Annotated in this window: 13 protein-coding genes and 4 pseudogenes; 14 read left to right on the plus strand and 3 right to left on the minus strand. The window is 57.0% G+C overall.

The window, feature by feature from the left end; translation table 11 throughout:
- The first annotated feature begins 172 nt into the window (after nucleotides 1–172).
- The 5 genes and pseudogenes from N6G83_RS02690 (at nucleotide 173) to N6G83_RS02710 (ending at nucleotide 2,816) form a co-directional block, all read left to right on the plus strand.
- On the plus strand, nucleotides 173–1,114 hold the full coding sequence (locus N6G83_RS02690) for a LysR family transcriptional regulator (RefSeq protein ID WP_025303334.1): 942 nt from the start codon (nucleotides 173–175) through the stop codon (nucleotides 1,112–1,114).
- 263 nt (nucleotides 1,115–1,377) lie between these two features.
- Nucleotides 1,378–1,569: pseudogene (locus N6G83_RS02695) on the plus strand (DNA polymerase V); the annotation flags it as partial.
- Between the two features lie 14 nt (nucleotides 1,570–1,583).
- Nucleotides 1,584–1,829, plus strand: a complete 246-nt coding sequence (locus N6G83_RS02700; protein ID WP_049295892.1) for a hypothetical protein — start codon at nucleotides 1,584–1,586, stop codon at nucleotides 1,827–1,829.
- Between the two features lie 84 nt (nucleotides 1,830–1,913).
- Nucleotides 1,914–2,369 (plus strand): annotated as a pseudogene (locus tag N6G83_RS02705) (resolvase); the annotation flags it as partial.
- Nucleotides 2,370–2,444: 75 nt separating this feature from the next.
- Complete coding sequence (locus tag N6G83_RS02710) at nucleotides 2,445–2,816, plus strand: hypothetical protein (RefSeq protein ID WP_126502249.1); 372 nt, start codon at nucleotides 2,445–2,447, stop codon at nucleotides 2,814–2,816.
- A gap of 58 nt (nucleotides 2,817–2,874) precedes the next feature.
- Here N6G83_RS02710 and N6G83_RS02715 read toward each other — a convergent pair.
- Nucleotides 2,875–3,108: pseudogene (locus tag N6G83_RS02715) on the minus strand (resolvase); the annotation flags it as partial.
- Nucleotides 3,109–3,129: 21 nt separating this feature from the next.
- Between N6G83_RS02715 and N6G83_RS54900 the strand changes: the two are divergent.
- From N6G83_RS54900 to umuC, 7 genes and pseudogenes are all read left to right on the plus strand, one after another.
- Nucleotides 3,130–3,309: pseudogene (locus N6G83_RS54900) on the plus strand (hypothetical protein); the annotation flags it as partial.
- A gap of 194 nt (nucleotides 3,310–3,503) precedes the next feature.
- Nucleotides 3,504–3,932, plus strand: a complete 429-nt coding sequence (gene umuD / locus N6G83_RS02720) for a translesion error-prone DNA polymerase V autoproteolytic subunit (RefSeq protein WP_049209475.1) — start codon at nucleotides 3,504–3,506, stop codon at nucleotides 3,930–3,932.
- A 96-nt stretch (nucleotides 3,933–4,028) separates the two neighbouring features.
- Entirely contained in the window at nucleotides 4,029–6,566 is a 2,538-nt protein-coding gene (locus N6G83_RS02725) for a TonB-dependent receptor (protein ID WP_025303330.1), read from the plus strand.
- Between the two features lie 167 nt (nucleotides 6,567–6,733).
- Nucleotides 6,734–7,246 carry a sigma-70 family RNA polymerase sigma factor gene (locus N6G83_RS02730; RefSeq protein WP_025303329.1) on the plus strand — a complete coding sequence of 171 codons (513 nt, stop codon included), beginning with the start codon at nucleotides 6,734–6,736 and terminating at the stop codon, nucleotides 7,244–7,246.
- A 17-nt stretch (nucleotides 7,247–7,263) separates the two neighbouring features.
- Complete coding sequence (locus N6G83_RS02735; RefSeq protein WP_197770715.1) at nucleotides 7,264–8,181, plus strand: DUF4880 domain-containing protein; 918 nt, start codon at nucleotides 7,264–7,266, stop codon at nucleotides 8,179–8,181.
- Nucleotides 8,182–8,344: 163 nt separating this feature from the next.
- Nucleotides 8,345–9,163 (plus strand): energy transducer TonB, encoded by an 819-nt coding sequence (locus N6G83_RS02740; protein WP_260523923.1) that lies wholly within the window; start codon nucleotides 8,345–8,347, stop codon nucleotides 9,161–9,163.
- Between the two features lie 205 nt (nucleotides 9,164–9,368).
- Nucleotides 9,369–10,685 (plus strand): translesion error-prone DNA polymerase V subunit UmuC, encoded by a 1,317-nt coding sequence (gene umuC, locus N6G83_RS02745; RefSeq protein ID WP_260514617.1) that lies wholly within the window; start codon nucleotides 9,369–9,371, stop codon nucleotides 10,683–10,685.
- 27 nt (nucleotides 10,686–10,712) lie between these two features.
- Here umuC and aceE read toward each other — a convergent pair whose 3' ends face one another.
- A complete protein-coding gene (gene aceE, locus N6G83_RS02750) occupies nucleotides 10,713–13,388 on the minus strand; it encodes a pyruvate dehydrogenase (acetyl-transferring), homodimeric type (protein ID WP_025303325.1) in 2,676 nt (891 codons plus the stop codon).
- Between the two features lie 154 nt (nucleotides 13,389–13,542).
- Between aceE and N6G83_RS02755 the strand changes: the two genes are divergently transcribed.
- Nucleotides 13,543–13,980 carry a MarR family winged helix-turn-helix transcriptional regulator gene (locus tag N6G83_RS02755; protein ID WP_025303324.1) on the plus strand — a complete coding sequence of 146 codons (438 nt, stop codon included), beginning with the start codon at nucleotides 13,543–13,545 and terminating at the stop codon, nucleotides 13,978–13,980.
- Here the strand turns inward: N6G83_RS02755 and N6G83_RS02760 are convergent, their stop codons facing one another.
- Nucleotides 13,981–15,060, minus strand: coding sequence for a transketolase-like TK C-terminal-containing protein (locus tag N6G83_RS02760; protein WP_164067365.1), 1,080 nt, complete (start codon nucleotides 15,058–15,060; stop codon nucleotides 13,981–13,983).
- A gap of 305 nt (nucleotides 15,061–15,365) precedes the next feature.
- Between N6G83_RS02760 and N6G83_RS54795 the strand changes: the two genes are divergently transcribed.
- Nucleotides 15,366–16,715, plus strand: a complete 1,350-nt coding sequence (locus tag N6G83_RS54795; RefSeq protein WP_025303322.1) for a colicin-like pore-forming protein — start codon at nucleotides 15,366–15,368, stop codon at nucleotides 16,713–16,715.
- Nucleotides 16,716–16,999: the final 284 nt, after the last annotated feature.

Below are 16,999 nucleotides of genomic sequence, written 5' to 3' on the forward strand. Positions count from 1 at the left end.
CGGAATTCTCCTAGGGCATCGCTCGTTTTGGCGGTGCTTTTCTTTCTTTTTTTTGTTATTCAATTAATATATTTATTTCTGGTTGTGACGGAATAGTCGTTCTGGATAATATTTTGCGGTGGCATAACGTCTGGACCTCCCCATGAATATGCAAAACGTTAGGAGATATCGCATGAATACCCTGGAAAATCTGAGGATTTTTTTGCGTGTGGCCCAGACCTGCAGCTTCACAAAAACGGCAGACGATCTGGGGGTGAATAAGAGTCGAATTTCCATTGTTATCCGCCAGCTGGAAGACGTGCTTGGCGTACGCCTGTTACATCGAACCACCAGGGCAGTGCATCTGACGGAAGACGGCTTGGCGTTTTACGAACGCGCAGTAGAAATACTCTCTTCGGTAGATGACCTGCAGACGATGTTTGTCGAAAGGACGGAACTGAAAGGCAAGCTGAGGGTGGATATGCCTACGGATATAGCCAACAGCATTATTATCCCTAAACTCCCCGATTTTTTTTCCCGCTATCCCGGCATTACGCTGGAATTATCTTGCACCGACCGGCGGGTGGATCTGGTACAGGAAGGCTTCGACTGCGTTGTCCGGGCGGGTGCCGTTTACGATAAGAACCTGGTGGCGAAACTGATTGGAGAAATGCCCGTATTCAACCTCGCCAGCCCGGATTATCTGGCGAGAAAAGGCACGCCATACAGTATCGATGACCTTCTCAAGTATCAGCATGTGGCCGTGCACTATACGCCGAATATTGGTAGTAAGCCGATGGGCTGGGACTACCTGAAAAACGGTAAATATGAATATTTAAATCTGCCAGGATCGCTGAAGCTGAACAATGCGCAGTCGTTTATTGCTGCTGGGTTGGCGGGGATTGGCTTAATCCAGTCACCGATGCTTGGCGTGCATAACCACGTCGAGCGTGGCGAGCTGCTGCAGATTCTGCCTGATTGTGAGCCTGAGCCGATGAAGTTCTGGTTCGTCGTCGCGCATCGTCATAATTTGTCCCGTAAAGTTAACGTATTCATGGATTGGATAACCGAGCAGCTCGCACCGTGGCTTACGAAGAAGGGCGCGGTACGGGATAACACGCCAATTAATCGCTGAATATCACGGTCTTCGGCACCGTTCGCCATGACAGTGCATGACTCACCATGGCTATCGATATGCCGTGGGGTCGAGTGCCAGGTTATCCACAGGTTTGGTGGATAACGTGTGTGCAAGGGGCAGTAAAACACTTAGCAGGCGTAAAAAAAAATCGCTCAGAAAATTATTATATTACGCGGCAAAGCGCGATCCGCAGGGGGATAGGGGGGGTGCACGCGTTCGCGTTTTGTTTATGCCTTACTGTATAAATATACAGCTTGGTTATGATTATGCTGAGTACTTTAAGGTTGTATGCTTTTTCACCAGTTGAGCCCCTGACGTTACCGCTGTTTGCCGATCGCGTGGCCTGCGGTTTTCCCTCCCCGGCGCAGGACTATGTCGAGAGCCGGCTGGATATCGGCAAACTGCTGGTGCGGCATCCTAATGCCACTTATTTCGTGCGCGCCAGCGGAGAGATGGAGCGAGCAGGATGGATCAGGCACTGAATTTTTCACTCAGCTATGCGCAGCTGACCCGGGAAGCAGAAGATGCGATTAAAAAATGCAATCTGAACCAGGGCGGGATGGGTTACACCCTAGAGTTGGGTAAGGCTTCTGTCATTCTGAGTTTCTGGTACGGTCTGGCGCTGCAGGGCTATCCAGGCACAATAATGGATGAACGTGTTGATGCCGACCGGCTGCGCCTGCATGTCCTCATCTATAAGAGAGAGGAGTGACATCGTGGCAACGGTTAACGTTCGCCGGCCGTCGCCGCTGCAGCGACGGATGCTGATTGTGCTGGCCGCCCCCAAACGGTAACTGATATTTTGCTGGTTGAGCAGATAGACCGCCTGACCCGTCTCAGCAACAGTGACTGGATGACGTTGAAAAAGCAGATTGAGCAGCATGAGTTACGGATTGTCAGCCTGGATGTCCCTACCTCATGGCAGGCGCTGTCAGAGAAAGATCCTTCACAGGCGGGCCCGATCACCCGTGCAGTAATAACCGCCATCAATAACATGCTAATCGACCTGATGGCCGCGATGTCACATAAGGACTGGTTGAGTCGCCGCTAACGGCAAAAGCAGGGAATTGAACGGGCGCATACGTTGGGTAGATACCGGGGAAAACAGGCAGATCAGGAACGACATCAGAAAGTCCTGTACTACCGACAGATTAAGAAACTGAGCATCCGAGAAACAGCAGACGCGACAGGCTACAGTACTTCCCAAGTTTGTCGTATTCAGGCCTTCTATAAAGAAGTTGAGACTGATTAAAAAGCAGCCTTAATGTACAATAATTTTCGATATCCCAACTGACCCCATGAACAATCAATGAGTTAGAGGTGAAAGATGATTTCATACAAAAAAATCATACCTGCTCTTGTCATATTCGCTTTATCTAATGCTGTGGCATATGCGAATGATTTCGACAAATCAAATGAAGCGATGGCAATTTCAGCAATAGGTTTTTCTGGCTCAAATGCTCGTGTTGCACATGATGTTTGTGGGGCAACCAATGAGAAAATTGATAAATATAAAAAACAAATAAAAGACTCATTAACTAGAACATTAAAGTATGAACAGTCAGGATTCGATACGCATTGGGATAATGGTTGGAAAAATGCTGATTTTTTGGTTAAGTCATTAAGTAATGATGAAGCCTATAAAAAAGAATATTGCCGAGAGGTTTTAGATGGAATTAATAATCCTGAAATGAATTAAGGATTATTCCTTATTCGGGGTTCTACGCCGGAACCCCAGATTTTTCCGTCCGCTAAAATTATCCCCGGTTGAGCAGCTTTATACCGTCAGCTCGCAGTGGACCATCAGGGGAAATGTGGCGGTACAGCGTTTGTCGGGTTATCCCAAGCTCCTGGCATAACGTACTGACTTTCGTCTCTGGCCGTCCCATTGATGCCATTGCCAGTCGCAATTTTATTGGCGTCATTTTGTAAGGCCGTCCGCCGTTCCTCCCGTGGGCTCTTGCTGAGGCAAGGCCTGCCGCTGTTCTTTGCGGCGCTGTACGCAGCAGAGACCGACGGCCGCGCGCGACTGGCTCGACACCCGATTAGTCCCGCCCTCTGGTCAAATGCAGGCTGACGTGTACAGCCTGCAGGCAGAGGATTTCGTCTGGCAACCGGTATCGCCCGCCGTCGGCGCCGTTCGCAATGACAATCCCTCACTCATCCTGCCCATCGATACGCCAACGGTCTGAGTGCCGCATTATCCACAGTTTTGGTGGATAACGTGTGTGCAAGGGGCAGTAAAACACTTAGCAGGCGTAAAAAAAAATCGCTCAGAAAATTATTATATTACGCGGCAAAGCGCGATCCGCAGGGGGATAGGGGGTTGCACGCGTTCGCGTTTTGTTTATGCTTTACTGTATAAATATACAGTTTGGTTGTGATTATGCTGAGTAATTCAAGGTTGTATGCTTTTTCACCAGGTGAACCCCTAACGTTACCGCTGTTTGCCGATCGCGTGGCCTGCGGTTTTCCTTCCCCGGCGCAAGACTATGTCGAAGGTCGGCTGGACATCGGCAAGCTGCTGGTGCGGCACCCCAACGCCACCTATTTCGTGCGCGCCAGCGGCGAATCGATGATCGACGGCAATATCCGGGATGGCGATCTGCTGATTGTCGACAGCGCCCTGACGCCGGAGCACGGCAATATCGTGATCGCCGCGGTGGACGGCGAATTCACCGTCAAAAAACTGCAGCGTCACCCCGATGTGCGGCTGTTGCCGATGAACCCCGCCTACGCGCCGATCGTGTTCGACGACGAAGCGCAACTGGAGATCTTCGGCGTGGTGACCTTTATCGTCTACGCGGCCCGGTGACTTCGGCCCTTTTTTTCATTTTTTTTCTGCCCGATCTTTTCGTTGGCGTGACCTCTCTACTGAGTTTCCAGTTCATTACACTCAGGGGAATCCTTCATGGCCATAAAAAACAAGAACGGCGCAGGGCGTACGTTCACATCAGCCAAACGTACCGCCGGGAAGCGGGTCGCTATCGGGGTAGGGTGCGCATTATCGGGCATGCTCACCTCCGCGATGGCGGCGCCCGGTGCGTCGGTGCCACCGGCGGCGGTCGAGCAGTCCGCTATCCTGCCTTTCGCCATTCCCGCCGGTGACCTGGCGCCCGCCTTGCAGACGGCGGCCGCTAAGGCCGGCGTGATAGTGATTTTCACGCCCGAACAGACGCGTGGAAAAAACACCGCGGGCCTGCAGGGGCATTATCGCCTCACCGACGCGTTCGATACGCTGTTGGCGGGCAGCGGATTGCGCGCTCAGCAAACCGCACAGGGATATCGGTTGGTCGACGCCGGGCCGGTTCAGCCGTTGACGATACCGGAACTGTCGGTGGTCGGCGGTTTGTCCGACAGCGTCGCCGCCGGCCGTTCGGTGTTGGATAAAGAAGACATCGAACGCGTGCAGGCTGACAATATCGCCAGTTTGCTTGATCGCTTGCCTGGCGTAGGGATGGCGGGCTCGCCGCGCCCGGGTGGCCAAAGCCTGAATATCTGGGGCATGGGGGACATGGAAGATGTGAAGGTCGTGCTGGACGGGGCGCCGAAGGGATTTGAGAAATATCGGCAGGGCTCGGTATTCATCGAACCCGAACTGCTGAAAAAGGTTGAGGTCGATAAGGGGCCGCACAATCTGTTGAACGGCAATGGCGGCTTTGGCGGGACCATTACGCTGGAGACCAAAGATGCTGGGGACATGCTGCTGCCGGGCGAAGATTTTGGCGGCTTGCTGAAGTACAGCTACCACACCAACGATCGTCAGGGCATTTACAGCGGTGCCTTGTACGGTCGTACGCCGGAAGGATCCGCCGACGGTTTGCTCTACATGAGCAAGCGTGACGGCGGCAACCTGAAGCGGCCGGACGGCACGCGTTTTGCCTATTCTGCCAACGATCAGGCTTCCTACCTGTTAAAAACCAATATTTATCTGAGCGAGGCGCAAACGCTGACGCTGTCGGCGATGCGATCCGATTCCGATGGCTGGCAGCCTTTCGCCGCCAAGCGGGACGATATCGCCGCGCCCAGCCAGGCGGACATCGATAAATATGGCCGGGAAGAAGCGTGGCGCCGCATTCTGGTGTATCGCGACCAGACAGACACCAATTATTCGGTGAAATGGAATCTGGCGCCGGAAGCGCAGCCGTTGCTGAATCTGACGCTGTCTTACGCCTATTCGAAGACCGAGCAGCATGACAAGCGGCCGGATTCCGCTTCAAAGTTCAGCTATCTCGGTACGCTGGGCAATGAAAGTTGGGTGAACTATACCGATCGGCAGTTTGACGTCAGCAATGAAAGCCGTTTCGCCAGCGGTCCGCTGGAGCACAAGCTGTTGCTCGGTGCGCGTTGGCATAAACATCAGCGCGATACCCTGATGTATTACCCTTCGCAGGTGAAAAACGCCAGTTACAACTACGGCTATTTCCAGCCGTACTACATGCCGGCGGGCGAACAGGAAACCCGCAGCGTTTATCTGCAGGATGCGGTCAGCTTCGGCAGCCTGACCGTGACGCCGGGCGTGCGTTACGATCATGTGACCAATACCGGGCAACCGAACCGGGCGCCGCGCTATAACGACAGCGATCCGCTCGTGGGCCATGATTACAGCAGCGTGACCTATACCGGCTGGTCGCCGCATTTGGGCGTGATGTGGAAAGCGACGTCGAATCTGTCCCTGTTTGCCGACGTTAGCCGCACCTGGCGCGCCCCGGTGATCGACGAACAGTACGAAGTACAATACGCCGCTTCCAGCGTGCCCGGTACCAGCCGCGGCCTGCAGGTGGAACGCATGACGGGCGTTCGTCTCGGCGCGGTGCTGGACTTCAACGATGTGTTGATGGCGCGGGACAGCCTGCAGATCCGCACTACGCTGTTCCGCAATCGCGGCAAGGACGAGATTTTCTATCGTCGCGGCGTAGTGTGTGACGCCGCACGGCACGGGGGCCAATGTGGGCAACCGTTGTCGAACTATCGCAACTTGCCGGGCTATACCATTGAGGGCGTGGAGCTCGAATCGTTTTATGACAGCGAAAGCCTGTTCGGCAGCCTGTCGTTCTCCTCGATCCGCGGCAAACGCGACGCTTCACCGCGCGATCCGTGGGGCAACGAAACCTGGATTGCCGAAATTCCACCCGTTACGGCACACGCGATGCTGGGCATGAAAGTGCCGCAGTGGGACATGGCCTTCGGCTGGACCGGCGATTTCGTACGTAAACAGGATCGTTCACCGGCCGACGGCGATCCGATGGCCGTTGTCTGGGCCCTGCCGAAAACCTCGGGTTATGCATTGCACGGCCTGTTCGCCTCGTGGCAGCCCAGCGGCTTGCACGGCTTCGAAGCCCGCGTGGCGGTGGACAACCTGTTCAACCGCGATTATTACCCTTACCTGGGCGAATCGGTGTCCGGCGTAGGGCGCAACATCAAGTTCAGCGTCAGTCAGCGTTTTTGACGATCCTGTCTGCAGGGGTCATTTAGGCCCCTTTTCACGTTTCCTCCCCCGTATTTCCCTACTTTTTCGCCGTTTATAAATCATCAGCAATCGCTTGACACAGAAGTTACAATTTTAAAATAATAATAATTATCATTTTCAATCTCATTATCAATTGGTGTCACCGAATGGCGAGGAAAGAGGCCGCGGCAGCCAACGGGTTTGCTCAACAGCTTTACCTTGAGCATCACAGTTGGCTATGCCATTGGCTGCGACAGAAGGTTGGGTGTGCGCATCACGCCGAAGACCTGGCGCAGGATACTTTCATCAGTATTTTACTGAGCCCGCAGTTGCTCGCCATTCGGCAACCACGCCCCTTCCTGGCGACCGTAGCGCGCCGGCTGGTGGCGAATTATTACCGGCGTAAAACAATCGAAGAGAGCTATCTGCAGGCCTTGAGCGAGTTGCCGGCGATCGAGGCGCCCTCGCCGGAAGTTCGTCAACAAACCCTCGAAATGCTCGAACAGTTGGATCAGGCGTTGGACGGATTGCCGGCGCACGTCCGCGAGGCTTTCCTGTTGGCGCACCTGCAGGGCATGCGTTATTGCGACATCGCTGAACGTTTACGGGTGTCGACCAGCTCGGTGAAACAATATCTGCAGCGCGCTAATTTGCACTGTTTCTTTGCATTGGCGGCGTAACGGCAGGTGCGGAACCCATGATGGAATCGGATATCGATCGGCAGAGCGCGCGAGAGGCCGCCGCGTGGTTAACGCAGCTGATGTCGGAAGAGGCAAGCGACGCGGATAGGGAAAACTGGCGACGTTGGTATCAGGCGAAACCGGAAAATGAACGCGCCTGGCGGCATATCGCCGCGTTTTCATCCCGTTTTTCTCTGCTTAACGGGGCGGCGGCGCAGCGTAGTCTGTCGCAGTTGCCGAACCCGCAACGTCGCCGGTTATTGAGAAGCCTGGCGGCCATCGGCGTGGTGGGGACGGTTGGTGTCGGTTCGGGCGCGCTGCCATGGCGCCCCTGGCTGGCGGATTACTGTACGGCGGTGGGGGAACAGCAAACCGTCGCGTTGGCGGATGGCGCGCAGTTGATGCTGAACACGCAAACGGCGGTCAACGTCAGCCGTCAGCAGGCCACATTGCTGGAAGGCGAAATGATGGTGAATCTGCCGCCGGAAAGCGGTGCGTTGACGGTGAGATTGCCGCAGGGCGAGCTCATGGTGCAGGCTGCTCGCTTCAGCATTCGCCTGTGGGAAACTTACAGTGATATCGCCGTTTATCTTGGCCGGGTCACGATCCTTTCACCGGCGCATCGGAACGCGGTGCTCAACGCCGGTCAGGGCGGCAGGTTAAGCCGGCAAGGCATTGGCGAACCGTATCGCGTGACGCAAGAGCCCGGTTGGCGGCAAGGCATGCTGCTGGCCGACAACATGCGGCTGGACGACTTCCTGATGGAACTGGGGCGTTATCGTCAGGGCGTTATTCGCTGCCGGCCGGAGGTCGCCGGCCTGAGGCTCTCCGGTGCGTTCCCGCTGGCTGACCCCGAGCGCGTCATCGCGGCACTGCCCGGCGCGTTGCCGGTTAGGGTAAATATGCTGTCAAAATACTTCATCACCGTATCCTAAAGTTTTTTACTCTGCCATTAGGGCATTTCCTTTTCTATTGACCTGTTCTTTTTCGTTACCTGCCCGGTGCCGCGTGCCTAAACGACCTTTCTGACATACCCCGACTGCCGTTGACCGCTGCGTACGTTGGTCTGTTTTACGCTTAACCTGAGTACCGTTCCCTATGTTCAATCACAACGTATTATCTGGCGATTTCTCTTTACCCCTTACAGGCGGGCGATGGCGCTGGGCTACCGCCAATGTGTTAGCGTTGGGTCTGCATGGTGCGTTGTGGTTTGGGCTCGGTTATCACCTGATGTCACCGTTGCTGCCCGCTGCACAACCGATGGTGTTGATGATGGTTGCCGAGCCGGCTGAATCGACACCCAACACGGAGCCGATGCCAACCGGCGTGCGCCAGGTGCAGGCGGTGGCGCAACGGCAGGCCAATCGGGAACCGGAGGCGGCGATGCCTCCGCTGATTCATGCACCGCGTGCAACGGAGCGGCAGAGCAAGGCCAAAGGGCAACGGAACGACCCCATCAAACCGAAGACGGAACCGCCGCGCCCAAGGCAAGAAGAACAGGAAAAAATGGCGTCTGCAAACTCAAGAGCATCAAGCACCAGCGCGCCGCCGTCTCTGGATGGAAAGCGTGTTGCCGCGCCGCAAACCAGCGTGGCGTCGCAGCCGAGTCAGGATGCCTCGGTCTGGAGCGGCCTGCTGTTGGCGCATTTGAGCCGTTTCAAACGCTATCCCGCCCTGGCGGTACGCCAGCAGCGCCAGGGTATTGTTCAGGTTGCCGTGACGTTGGATCGACAGGGGAACGTGCTGGGCGTGAAGCTATTGCGATCGAGCGGCGTTGCTTCGCTCGACCGGGAGGCGCTTCAGTTACCGCAGCGCGCTTCTCCACTGCCCGCACCCGGCAACGAGATCGCAGCGGGGCAGGCGGAATTCAGCGTGACCATTCCGATTCGTTTCGATCTGCGTGAAGTTCGCCGTTAATGAAAAACTCGGCTCCAGGTAAACGGAGGGCTGAGTTAAAAGCCAAAGTGCATCAAACGGATAGCAGCGATGAGGTGGTTTCTACTTGATCGTCGCCAGAAAAATACAAATACTGTATGTATGAACAGTAACCTGGTGCCGTTATGAATAACAACCCACTGACGATAACGCCGGTCTGGCCTCTGGCGATGAAGGGGCAGTAGCCATGTTCGCCCTGGTAGATGTCAACAGTTTCTATGCTTCCTGCGAGACCATCTTTCGGCCCGATCTGCGGGGGCGGCCGGTGATTGTACTGTCCAACAACGATGGCTGCGTGATCGCCCGTAGCGCCGAGGCGAAGGCATTGGGCGTGCCGATGGGGGCGCCTTATTTCAAAATCAAAGAGGAGATGCGCCGCCGCAACGTTGCGGTGTTCTCCTCCAACTACGCGCTGTACGCCGACATGTCCCGCCGGGTGATGGACACGCTGGAAGAGATGGCGCCGGCGGTGGAGATTTATTCGCTGGACGAAGCCTTTCTGCGGCTGGACGGCGTGGCGCACTGCGAGGCGCTGGAGCCATTCGGCCAGCGGGTACGTGATCGCATCCGGCGCGAGCTGCATTTGACGGTCGGGGTCGGCATTGCGCCGAGCAAAACGCTGGCCAAGCTGGCCAACTTCGCCGCCAAGAAATGGCGCGGCACCGGCGGCGTGGTGGATTTATCCGATCCGGCGCGCCAGCGCAAACTGCTGGCGTTGCTTCCGGTGGAAGAGGTGTGGGGCGTGGGGCGCCGCCTGACTCGCCAACTGCAGGCGATGGGTATTCACACCGCGCTGCAGCTGGCGGACTGCGATACCCGGCTGGCGCGTAAAACCTTCAGCGTGGTGCTGGAGCGCACGATACGCGAGCTGCGCGGCGAATCGTGCCTGCAGTGGGAAGATGAGGCGGCCGCCAAAGAGCAGATCATCTGTTCCCGCTCGTTCGGCCAGCGGCTGACGCACTACCCGCACATGCGCGAGGCGATCTGCAGCTACGCCGAACGCGCCGCCGAAAAGCTGCGGCAGGAAAAGCGCTATTGCCGCAACGTGTCGGTGTTTATCAAAACCAGCCTGCATTCGGCGGGTGAAGGGTATTACAGCAATATGGGCACCGCCCGGCTGCAAACCCCGAGCAATGACAGCCGCGACATCATCGCCATGGCGGTACGTGCGCTGGAAAGCATCTGGCAGGAGGGGCGACGCTACCTGAAGGGCGGCGTGGTGCTGGGAGATTTCAGCGCCGCCGCCATGGCGCAGATCGATCTGTTCGACGACTGCCCGCCGCGCCGCAACAGCGAGCGGCTGATGGCGACCCTCGATCGCCTGAATCAGGAAGGGCGCGGGCGCGTGTGGTTCGCCGGGCAGGGGATCGTCAAGCCGTGGCAAATGAAGCGCGACATGCTGTCGCCGGCCTACACCACCCGGCTGGCGGACATTCCGGTGGTGCGGCTGGGGGAGCGGGCGCCGTGCTCCGCCGAATCGAAGGAAGAAAAACGCCGCGGGTGACAACCGGCGGCGTGGGTAGGCTGAGTGTTACTTCACCGCCGCCGGATCCGGCTTATCGGGGGCGATGCCATACAGCGCCATGGCGCGGTTGACCTCGCTGCGGGCGATACGGCCTTCGTCAGCCAGCAGTTTCAACGCGGCGAGCGCGATGAAATGGCGGTTGACCTCGAAGAACTCACGCAGCGCCTCGCGGGTGTCCGAGCGACCAAAGCCGTCGGTGCCCAAGGCGATAAAGGTGCGGTCGGGCAAGAACGGTTTGATCTGATCGCCGACGATCTTCATATAGTCCGTCACCACCACCACCGGGCCGGGATGCGCCGCCAGTAGGCTCTGAATATAAGGAACTTTCGGCGGATCTTCCGGATGCAGCAGGTTCCAGCGTTCGGCCGCCATGCCGTTGCGGCGCAGCTCGCTCAGGCTGGTGGCGCTCCAGATATCGCTGGCGACGCCAAAGTCCGCCGCCAACAGCTCCGCCGCCGCCAGCGCCTCGCGCATGATGGCACCGCTGGCGACCAGCTGAGCGCGCGGGCTCTCTTGGTTTGTCGTTTCGCTCTGTTTGAGCAAATAGGCGCCCTGGATAATCCCGTCCTCCACGCCCGCCGGCATCGGCGGCTGCGGGTAGCCCTCGTTGAGCAAGGTGATGTAGTAGTAAATATCCTCTTGTTCAACGAACATCCTGCGCATGCCGCTCTGGACGATCACCGCGAGTTCATAGGCATAGGTCGGATCGTAGGAGACGCAGCTGGGGATCACCGAAGACAGCACGTGGCTGTGGCCGTCGTCATGCTGCAAGCCTTCGCCCATCAGGGTGGTTCTGCCGGAGGTGGCGCCGAGCAGGAAACCCTTGGTGCGTGCGTCGGCCGCCGCCCAGGCGAGATCGCCCACCCGTTGCAGCCCGAACATGGAGTAGAAGATATAGAACGGGATCGTCGCGACATCGTGGTTGCTGTAGGCGGTGCCGGCGGCGATCCAGGTCGATATCGCACCGGATTCGTTGATGCCTTCCTGCAAAATCTGGCCGTCTTTGGCCTCTTTATAGTAGCTGAGCTGCCCGGCGTCTTGCGGGGTATACAGCTGGCCGAGCCAGGAATGGATGCCAATCTGGCGGAACAGGCCTTCCATGCCGAACGTGCGCGACTCGTCCGGCACGATGGGCACGATCAGTTTGCCGATGTTGACGTCTTTGAGCAGCGTGCCGAGGATATTAACGAAAGCCATGGTGGTCGACATGTTGCGTTCGCCGCTGCCCTTCAGGAGGCCGTCGAAGCGCGATAGTTCCGGTATCGCCAGCGGAGCGGATTGGCCGAAGCGGGCAGGGATGTAGCCGCCCAGCGCGGTGCGCGTCGCGGTGATGTACTTCGCCGCCGCGCTGTCGGGTTCGGGCTTCAGGTAAGGGATCTCTGCCAGTTGGGCGTCGGAGATGGTCAGCCCTAAACGGTCGCGGAAGGCTTTCACCGCATCCTGGCTCATTTTTTTCAGCTGGTGGTTGATGTTCTGCCCTTCACCGGCTTCCCCCATGCCAAACCCTTTGACGGTTTTGGCCAGCACCACCGTCGGCCTGCCCGGGGTATGCACCGCCTGATGGTAGGCGGCGTACACCTTTTGCGGATCGTGGCCGCCGCGGTGCAGCGCCCAGATCTCATCGTCGCTCAGGTCGGCGACCAGCTCGAGCAATTCCGGATACTTGCCGAAGAAGTGCTCCCGCACATAGGCGCCGCTTTGCGACTTGAAGGTTTGGTAATCGCCGTCGACGCACTCCATCATGCGTTGCATCAGCAGCCCGGAGCGGTCTTTTTGCAGCAGTTTGTCCCAGCCGCTGCCCCAGATCACCTTGATCACCTGCCAGCCGGCGGCTTTGAAGGTGCCTTCCAGCTCCTGAATAATCTTGCCGTTGCCGCGCACGGGGCCATCCAGCCGTTGCAGGTTGCAGTTCACGACGAAGATCAGGTTATCGAGTTTTTCTCGCCCGCCCAGCGCAATCGCCGCCAGCGATTCCGGCTGATCCATCTCGCCGTCGCCGAGAAACGCCCACACCTTTCTCCCCTGGTGCGGTTTCAACTCGCGGTATTCCAGATAGCGCATGTAGCGCGCCTGGTAGGCGGCGGTCAGCGGCCCCAGCCCCATCGAAACGGTGGGATATTGCCAGAAATCCGGCATCAGCCGCGGGTGCGGGTAGGAGGAGAGGCCGCGGCGCGCGGATTCGCGGCGAAAGTTGTCGAGCAGCTCCTCGTCGATGCGGCCTTCGAGATAGGCGCGGCCATAAATGCCGGGGGCGGAATGGCCCTGGATATACACCATGTCGCCGGCGAAATCATCGGTGCGCCCACGGAAGAAGTGCGTGAACCCCACATCGTAAAGCACCGCGGCCGATTGGTAGGTGGCGATATGCCCGCCGACGTTGGAATGTTTGCCGGCACGCAGCACCATCGCCATGGCGTTCCAGCGAATAAACGCATTGATGCGCGCTTCAGCGGCCAGATCGCCGGGATACGTCGGTTGCTTATAGGCCGGGATCGTATTCACGTAGGGCGTGGTGACCATGCTGAAGAAATCACCGTGTTTTCGCTGATCGGCTTCGGCCATTCTTTCCAACAAAAAATGCGCGCGTTCACGGCCGTCGATGTCAGTGACACCTTCAAATGCCTCAAGCCATTCAGCCGTCTCTTGTGGGTCAAGATCTGCTTTTACCGCGGGTTGGTTCATAAAAGCTCCAAATGTACTTACCTGATAAGGCGCTGAGCGATACAGGGATTCAGTGAATTGCAAATGCAAGAGTTGCAAATGCAATAATAGCGAAAGCCACTCTATCCCTTTACAATTGCAATTGCAACTCACCGGTTTTGACGAGAAAAATGACATGACAGATAAACAACCCGACCTGTGGTTCTCCTTTGTGCGCGCGCATCGGGCGATGATCAGAAAGATAGAGGCGAAGTTGTCGGAAGCGGGGCTGCCGGTTTACGCCTGGTATGACGTGTTATGGGGATTGGAAAGCGGGGAAAACGGCACACGCCGCATGCATGAGCTGGCGGACGTGTTGGTGATTGAGCGTTACAACCTGACCCGCCTGATGGATCGCCTGGAAAAAGAGCGGCTGGTCACGCGTTTTCGATCGGATGACGATCGCCGGGCCTCCTTCGCGACTATCACCGAGGAAGGCAAGGCCCTGCGGAAAAAGATGTGGGAGATCTACCGTTCGGTGGTCAACACCCACTTTCTCAACCAGTTCAGCGAAGAAGAGGTCGCACGCTTCTCCGACGCGTTGAACAATGCGATGCAGCTGGCCAGAGAGTGATCAGGCATCGGGCGTGATGTGCAGAACGCGCAGCGCATCGGCGATCAGCGCCGAAGGGATTTTCTGCTCGTCGGCCAGCAGTTTAAGGGCGCAGAGCGCAATCCATTCCGCCTGCGGGTAGTGGATTTCGCCGCGCACCCGTGAATCTGAGCCCACCGCGGCAAAGCGCGCGGGAATGAATCGCCTGAGCTGATTGGCAATCAGGTGCGAGTAGTCGGTAACGGCGACGACGGGGGTATTCCCGGTACCCAGGCACGTTTTCAGATGGCATTCGCCGCCGCTGTCCTGGCGCTGCATGTCGGCGAGTTCGGCGTCCTGCGCCAACCGCGTGTAGCTGGGGCAACTCCAGATTTCAGACGCAATCCCCCAGTTTTTCAACACCTTGGCCGCCTGCTGAACGCGGGCGAGCGCTCGGCCAGCGCCGCACAGACGAACCTGCAACGGCGAGTCTGCCGCGGCGGCGACACGATACATTCCCTTGAACGCCTGTTCTGCGACAAACGGTTCCCCTGAAGAGAGGGGGCCATTGTCTGCGTTGGTCGCGAGATACACCATCTTCCTCGTTCCCTCCAGATAGAGCGCGTGGAGGGCGTGATGGAGTATCGCGCCGGTTTCTCGGGCATTGGCCGGATCGAAAGGCAACCAGCCCGGCATGGCCGTGAGCTGAAGCGGGAACCAGGCCTGAACGCCTTTCGGCAAATCGGCACTGCCAGTATCCGCATCGCTGATGAAAATCCCTTTACGATTGGTTTCCGGCTCAAGCCCGCGAAGCATGTCCACCGAGGGCGTGTTGACGAAGTAAAACAGCGGCTTCTCATAACGCTCTGATTGATGGCCAAACCAGAGCGGCCAGGCGGTGGCGTAGTGGGAACTCGGTGGCTCGGTGCGCCTTCTGCCGTCGATAAGCCAGATGTCGCCGCTGGCGTTAAGTTCGTCCAGCGTTTGCGCCGTCCAGGCGCTGGAAGAAGGGCGCGAGGCGCCGGCTTTTTGACTGACGGAGGTCATCTTGCGGATACAGGCTTCGGCCAGGGTTTGGGTTCTGGCCGAAGCGGCGGGCAGTGTTATACGTTGAGGCGACATGCGGAGTACCCTTTTTTAGTTGCAAGTGCGATGATTGTAATTGCAATTCATGACGTATGCCAATGACTTCTGAACAGGCCGCCGCCGTCCAGGCGTGACCTGCGGCGGTATATTCAGGTTCTGCGGAAGGGAGCCTATTTGTTTCACCGACCAGACAGCCGTCATCCGTTGTCCTTATTTCTGCGGTTTTTTATAAATGGCGGGCAGCTAAAAACGGTTTGCCAATATTACTCAGGCACGCGTTAGTGAACGCTAAACGAGGATATCGGCATCTTAAAAATAAAACGAAATAAGGATGAAAGCATATGCCTGGATTTAATTATGGTGGCAAAGGGGATGGGACTAATTGGAGTTCTGAACGCGGTACGGGCCCAGAGCCGGGGGGCGGCGATAAAGGCCATTCCGGCGATCGCGATCGCGGCGGCGCCGGCGTTGGCAACAGCCCGGAACAGCAACAGATAGCGGCGATCCAAAACGATCCGGCGCTGCGCATGAAGCTGGCGGCGGTGATTAAGGCGGCGCGCAGAATTAACCCGGATGCGAAATTGCATATTGAAAGCGTCAGCCCATCCGGCACGCTGAGCCTTTCCGCCACCGGTTTGACGGCCGATCAGGCGAAGCACATTGGCCTGGGGGGACTGGTTATGGGGGTCAACGCCAAGGGGGTGACAGTGGCGATCGGGGATATCGAAACCGGCCATGCGCGCAAGCCCTCAACGCCTGGCAAAGGCGGCAACAATGGCCTGAATGCCGGGCAGATCGGCGCCTCTTCGTTAGGCAGTTTCGTGACAGACTCGCATCGCGATCGGCCCGTCAGCGGCTGGCATGGCAACGGCAAAACCGGCGAATTCTCGACGACCCGCACGACCGGGAGTTACTACGGTTTTCATCATTTGAAGGTGGAAAAGCAAGACGGAGTGGCGACCTACAGCCTCTACTATAAGGCCAATAAGAACCGGCCCGCGTTTATCGCCGTGGTGAGAGGGGATAACCTGAATGCCATGGAGGTGAAATATGCCAACGGCAAGCCGGTAAAATCGCCCGGCTCGGTAAAAACGATCGTTAAGGACTTCGTCGAATATCAAAATGCGGAATTAAAAGCCATCAAGGATGGCGTCAGCCTGGCCGCAGGTATCAATAAAGATATCGCGGAAAAGATCGGCGCGAAATACGCCAAACTCGCCAAGGATTTGGAGGCGGGAATTCAAGGAAAATATATCCGCAACGTGCAAGATGCGGAGAAAACCTACGAGCAATTGACGAAGGGCCTGAACAAAAAGCTCAAGGCGCAGGACAAAGCGGCGATTGTCGCCTGGCTGAAAATGATCGATGCGGAACAGTATGCCCGCAATGCGCGGGTATTGGGCAAGGTCTTCACTGGGGTGGACTGGGCGATCAAGGGCGCGGATCTGGTAAACGCTGCGATTGAAGGTTTCTCTACCGGCAACTGGAAAGCGTTCCGCAACCAGCTCGAAGCGCTCGGGTTGTCGATCGGCGCAGGGTATACGCTCTCCGTTATCGCCGCGTTTTTCGCGCCGACGCTGGTGTCGTCGACGGTGGGCATTTTCGCCTTCGCTTACCTGTTTGGCTGGGCCACCAGCTATATCGATGCGGCCCTTGCAGGAGAACTGGAAAAATTCATCCTCGAGATGTAACAAGCTCATGACAGAAGAGGGGGCATGCCCCCTCTTTTATGGGGTATGAACGCGCCCTGAACAATGCATTAGCATGTCTCATGTAGTTCTTAAGTTGATGATTTTTATCTGTGTAGTTCGTCTTATGTAGCCATCTCCCCGTCATCGGATAATTTCATTATTTTTCTTCCTGTTATGTGATTTTCTTCACGTAAAACACTATTTATCATCCTTTATTCATTAGTGATATTTACATATAACAATTGTTCTCCTAGTTTGTTCATGGTTATTAACATTCGGATTAA

The sequence above is a fragment of the Serratia sp. PL7 genome (genome assembly GCF_945957435.1).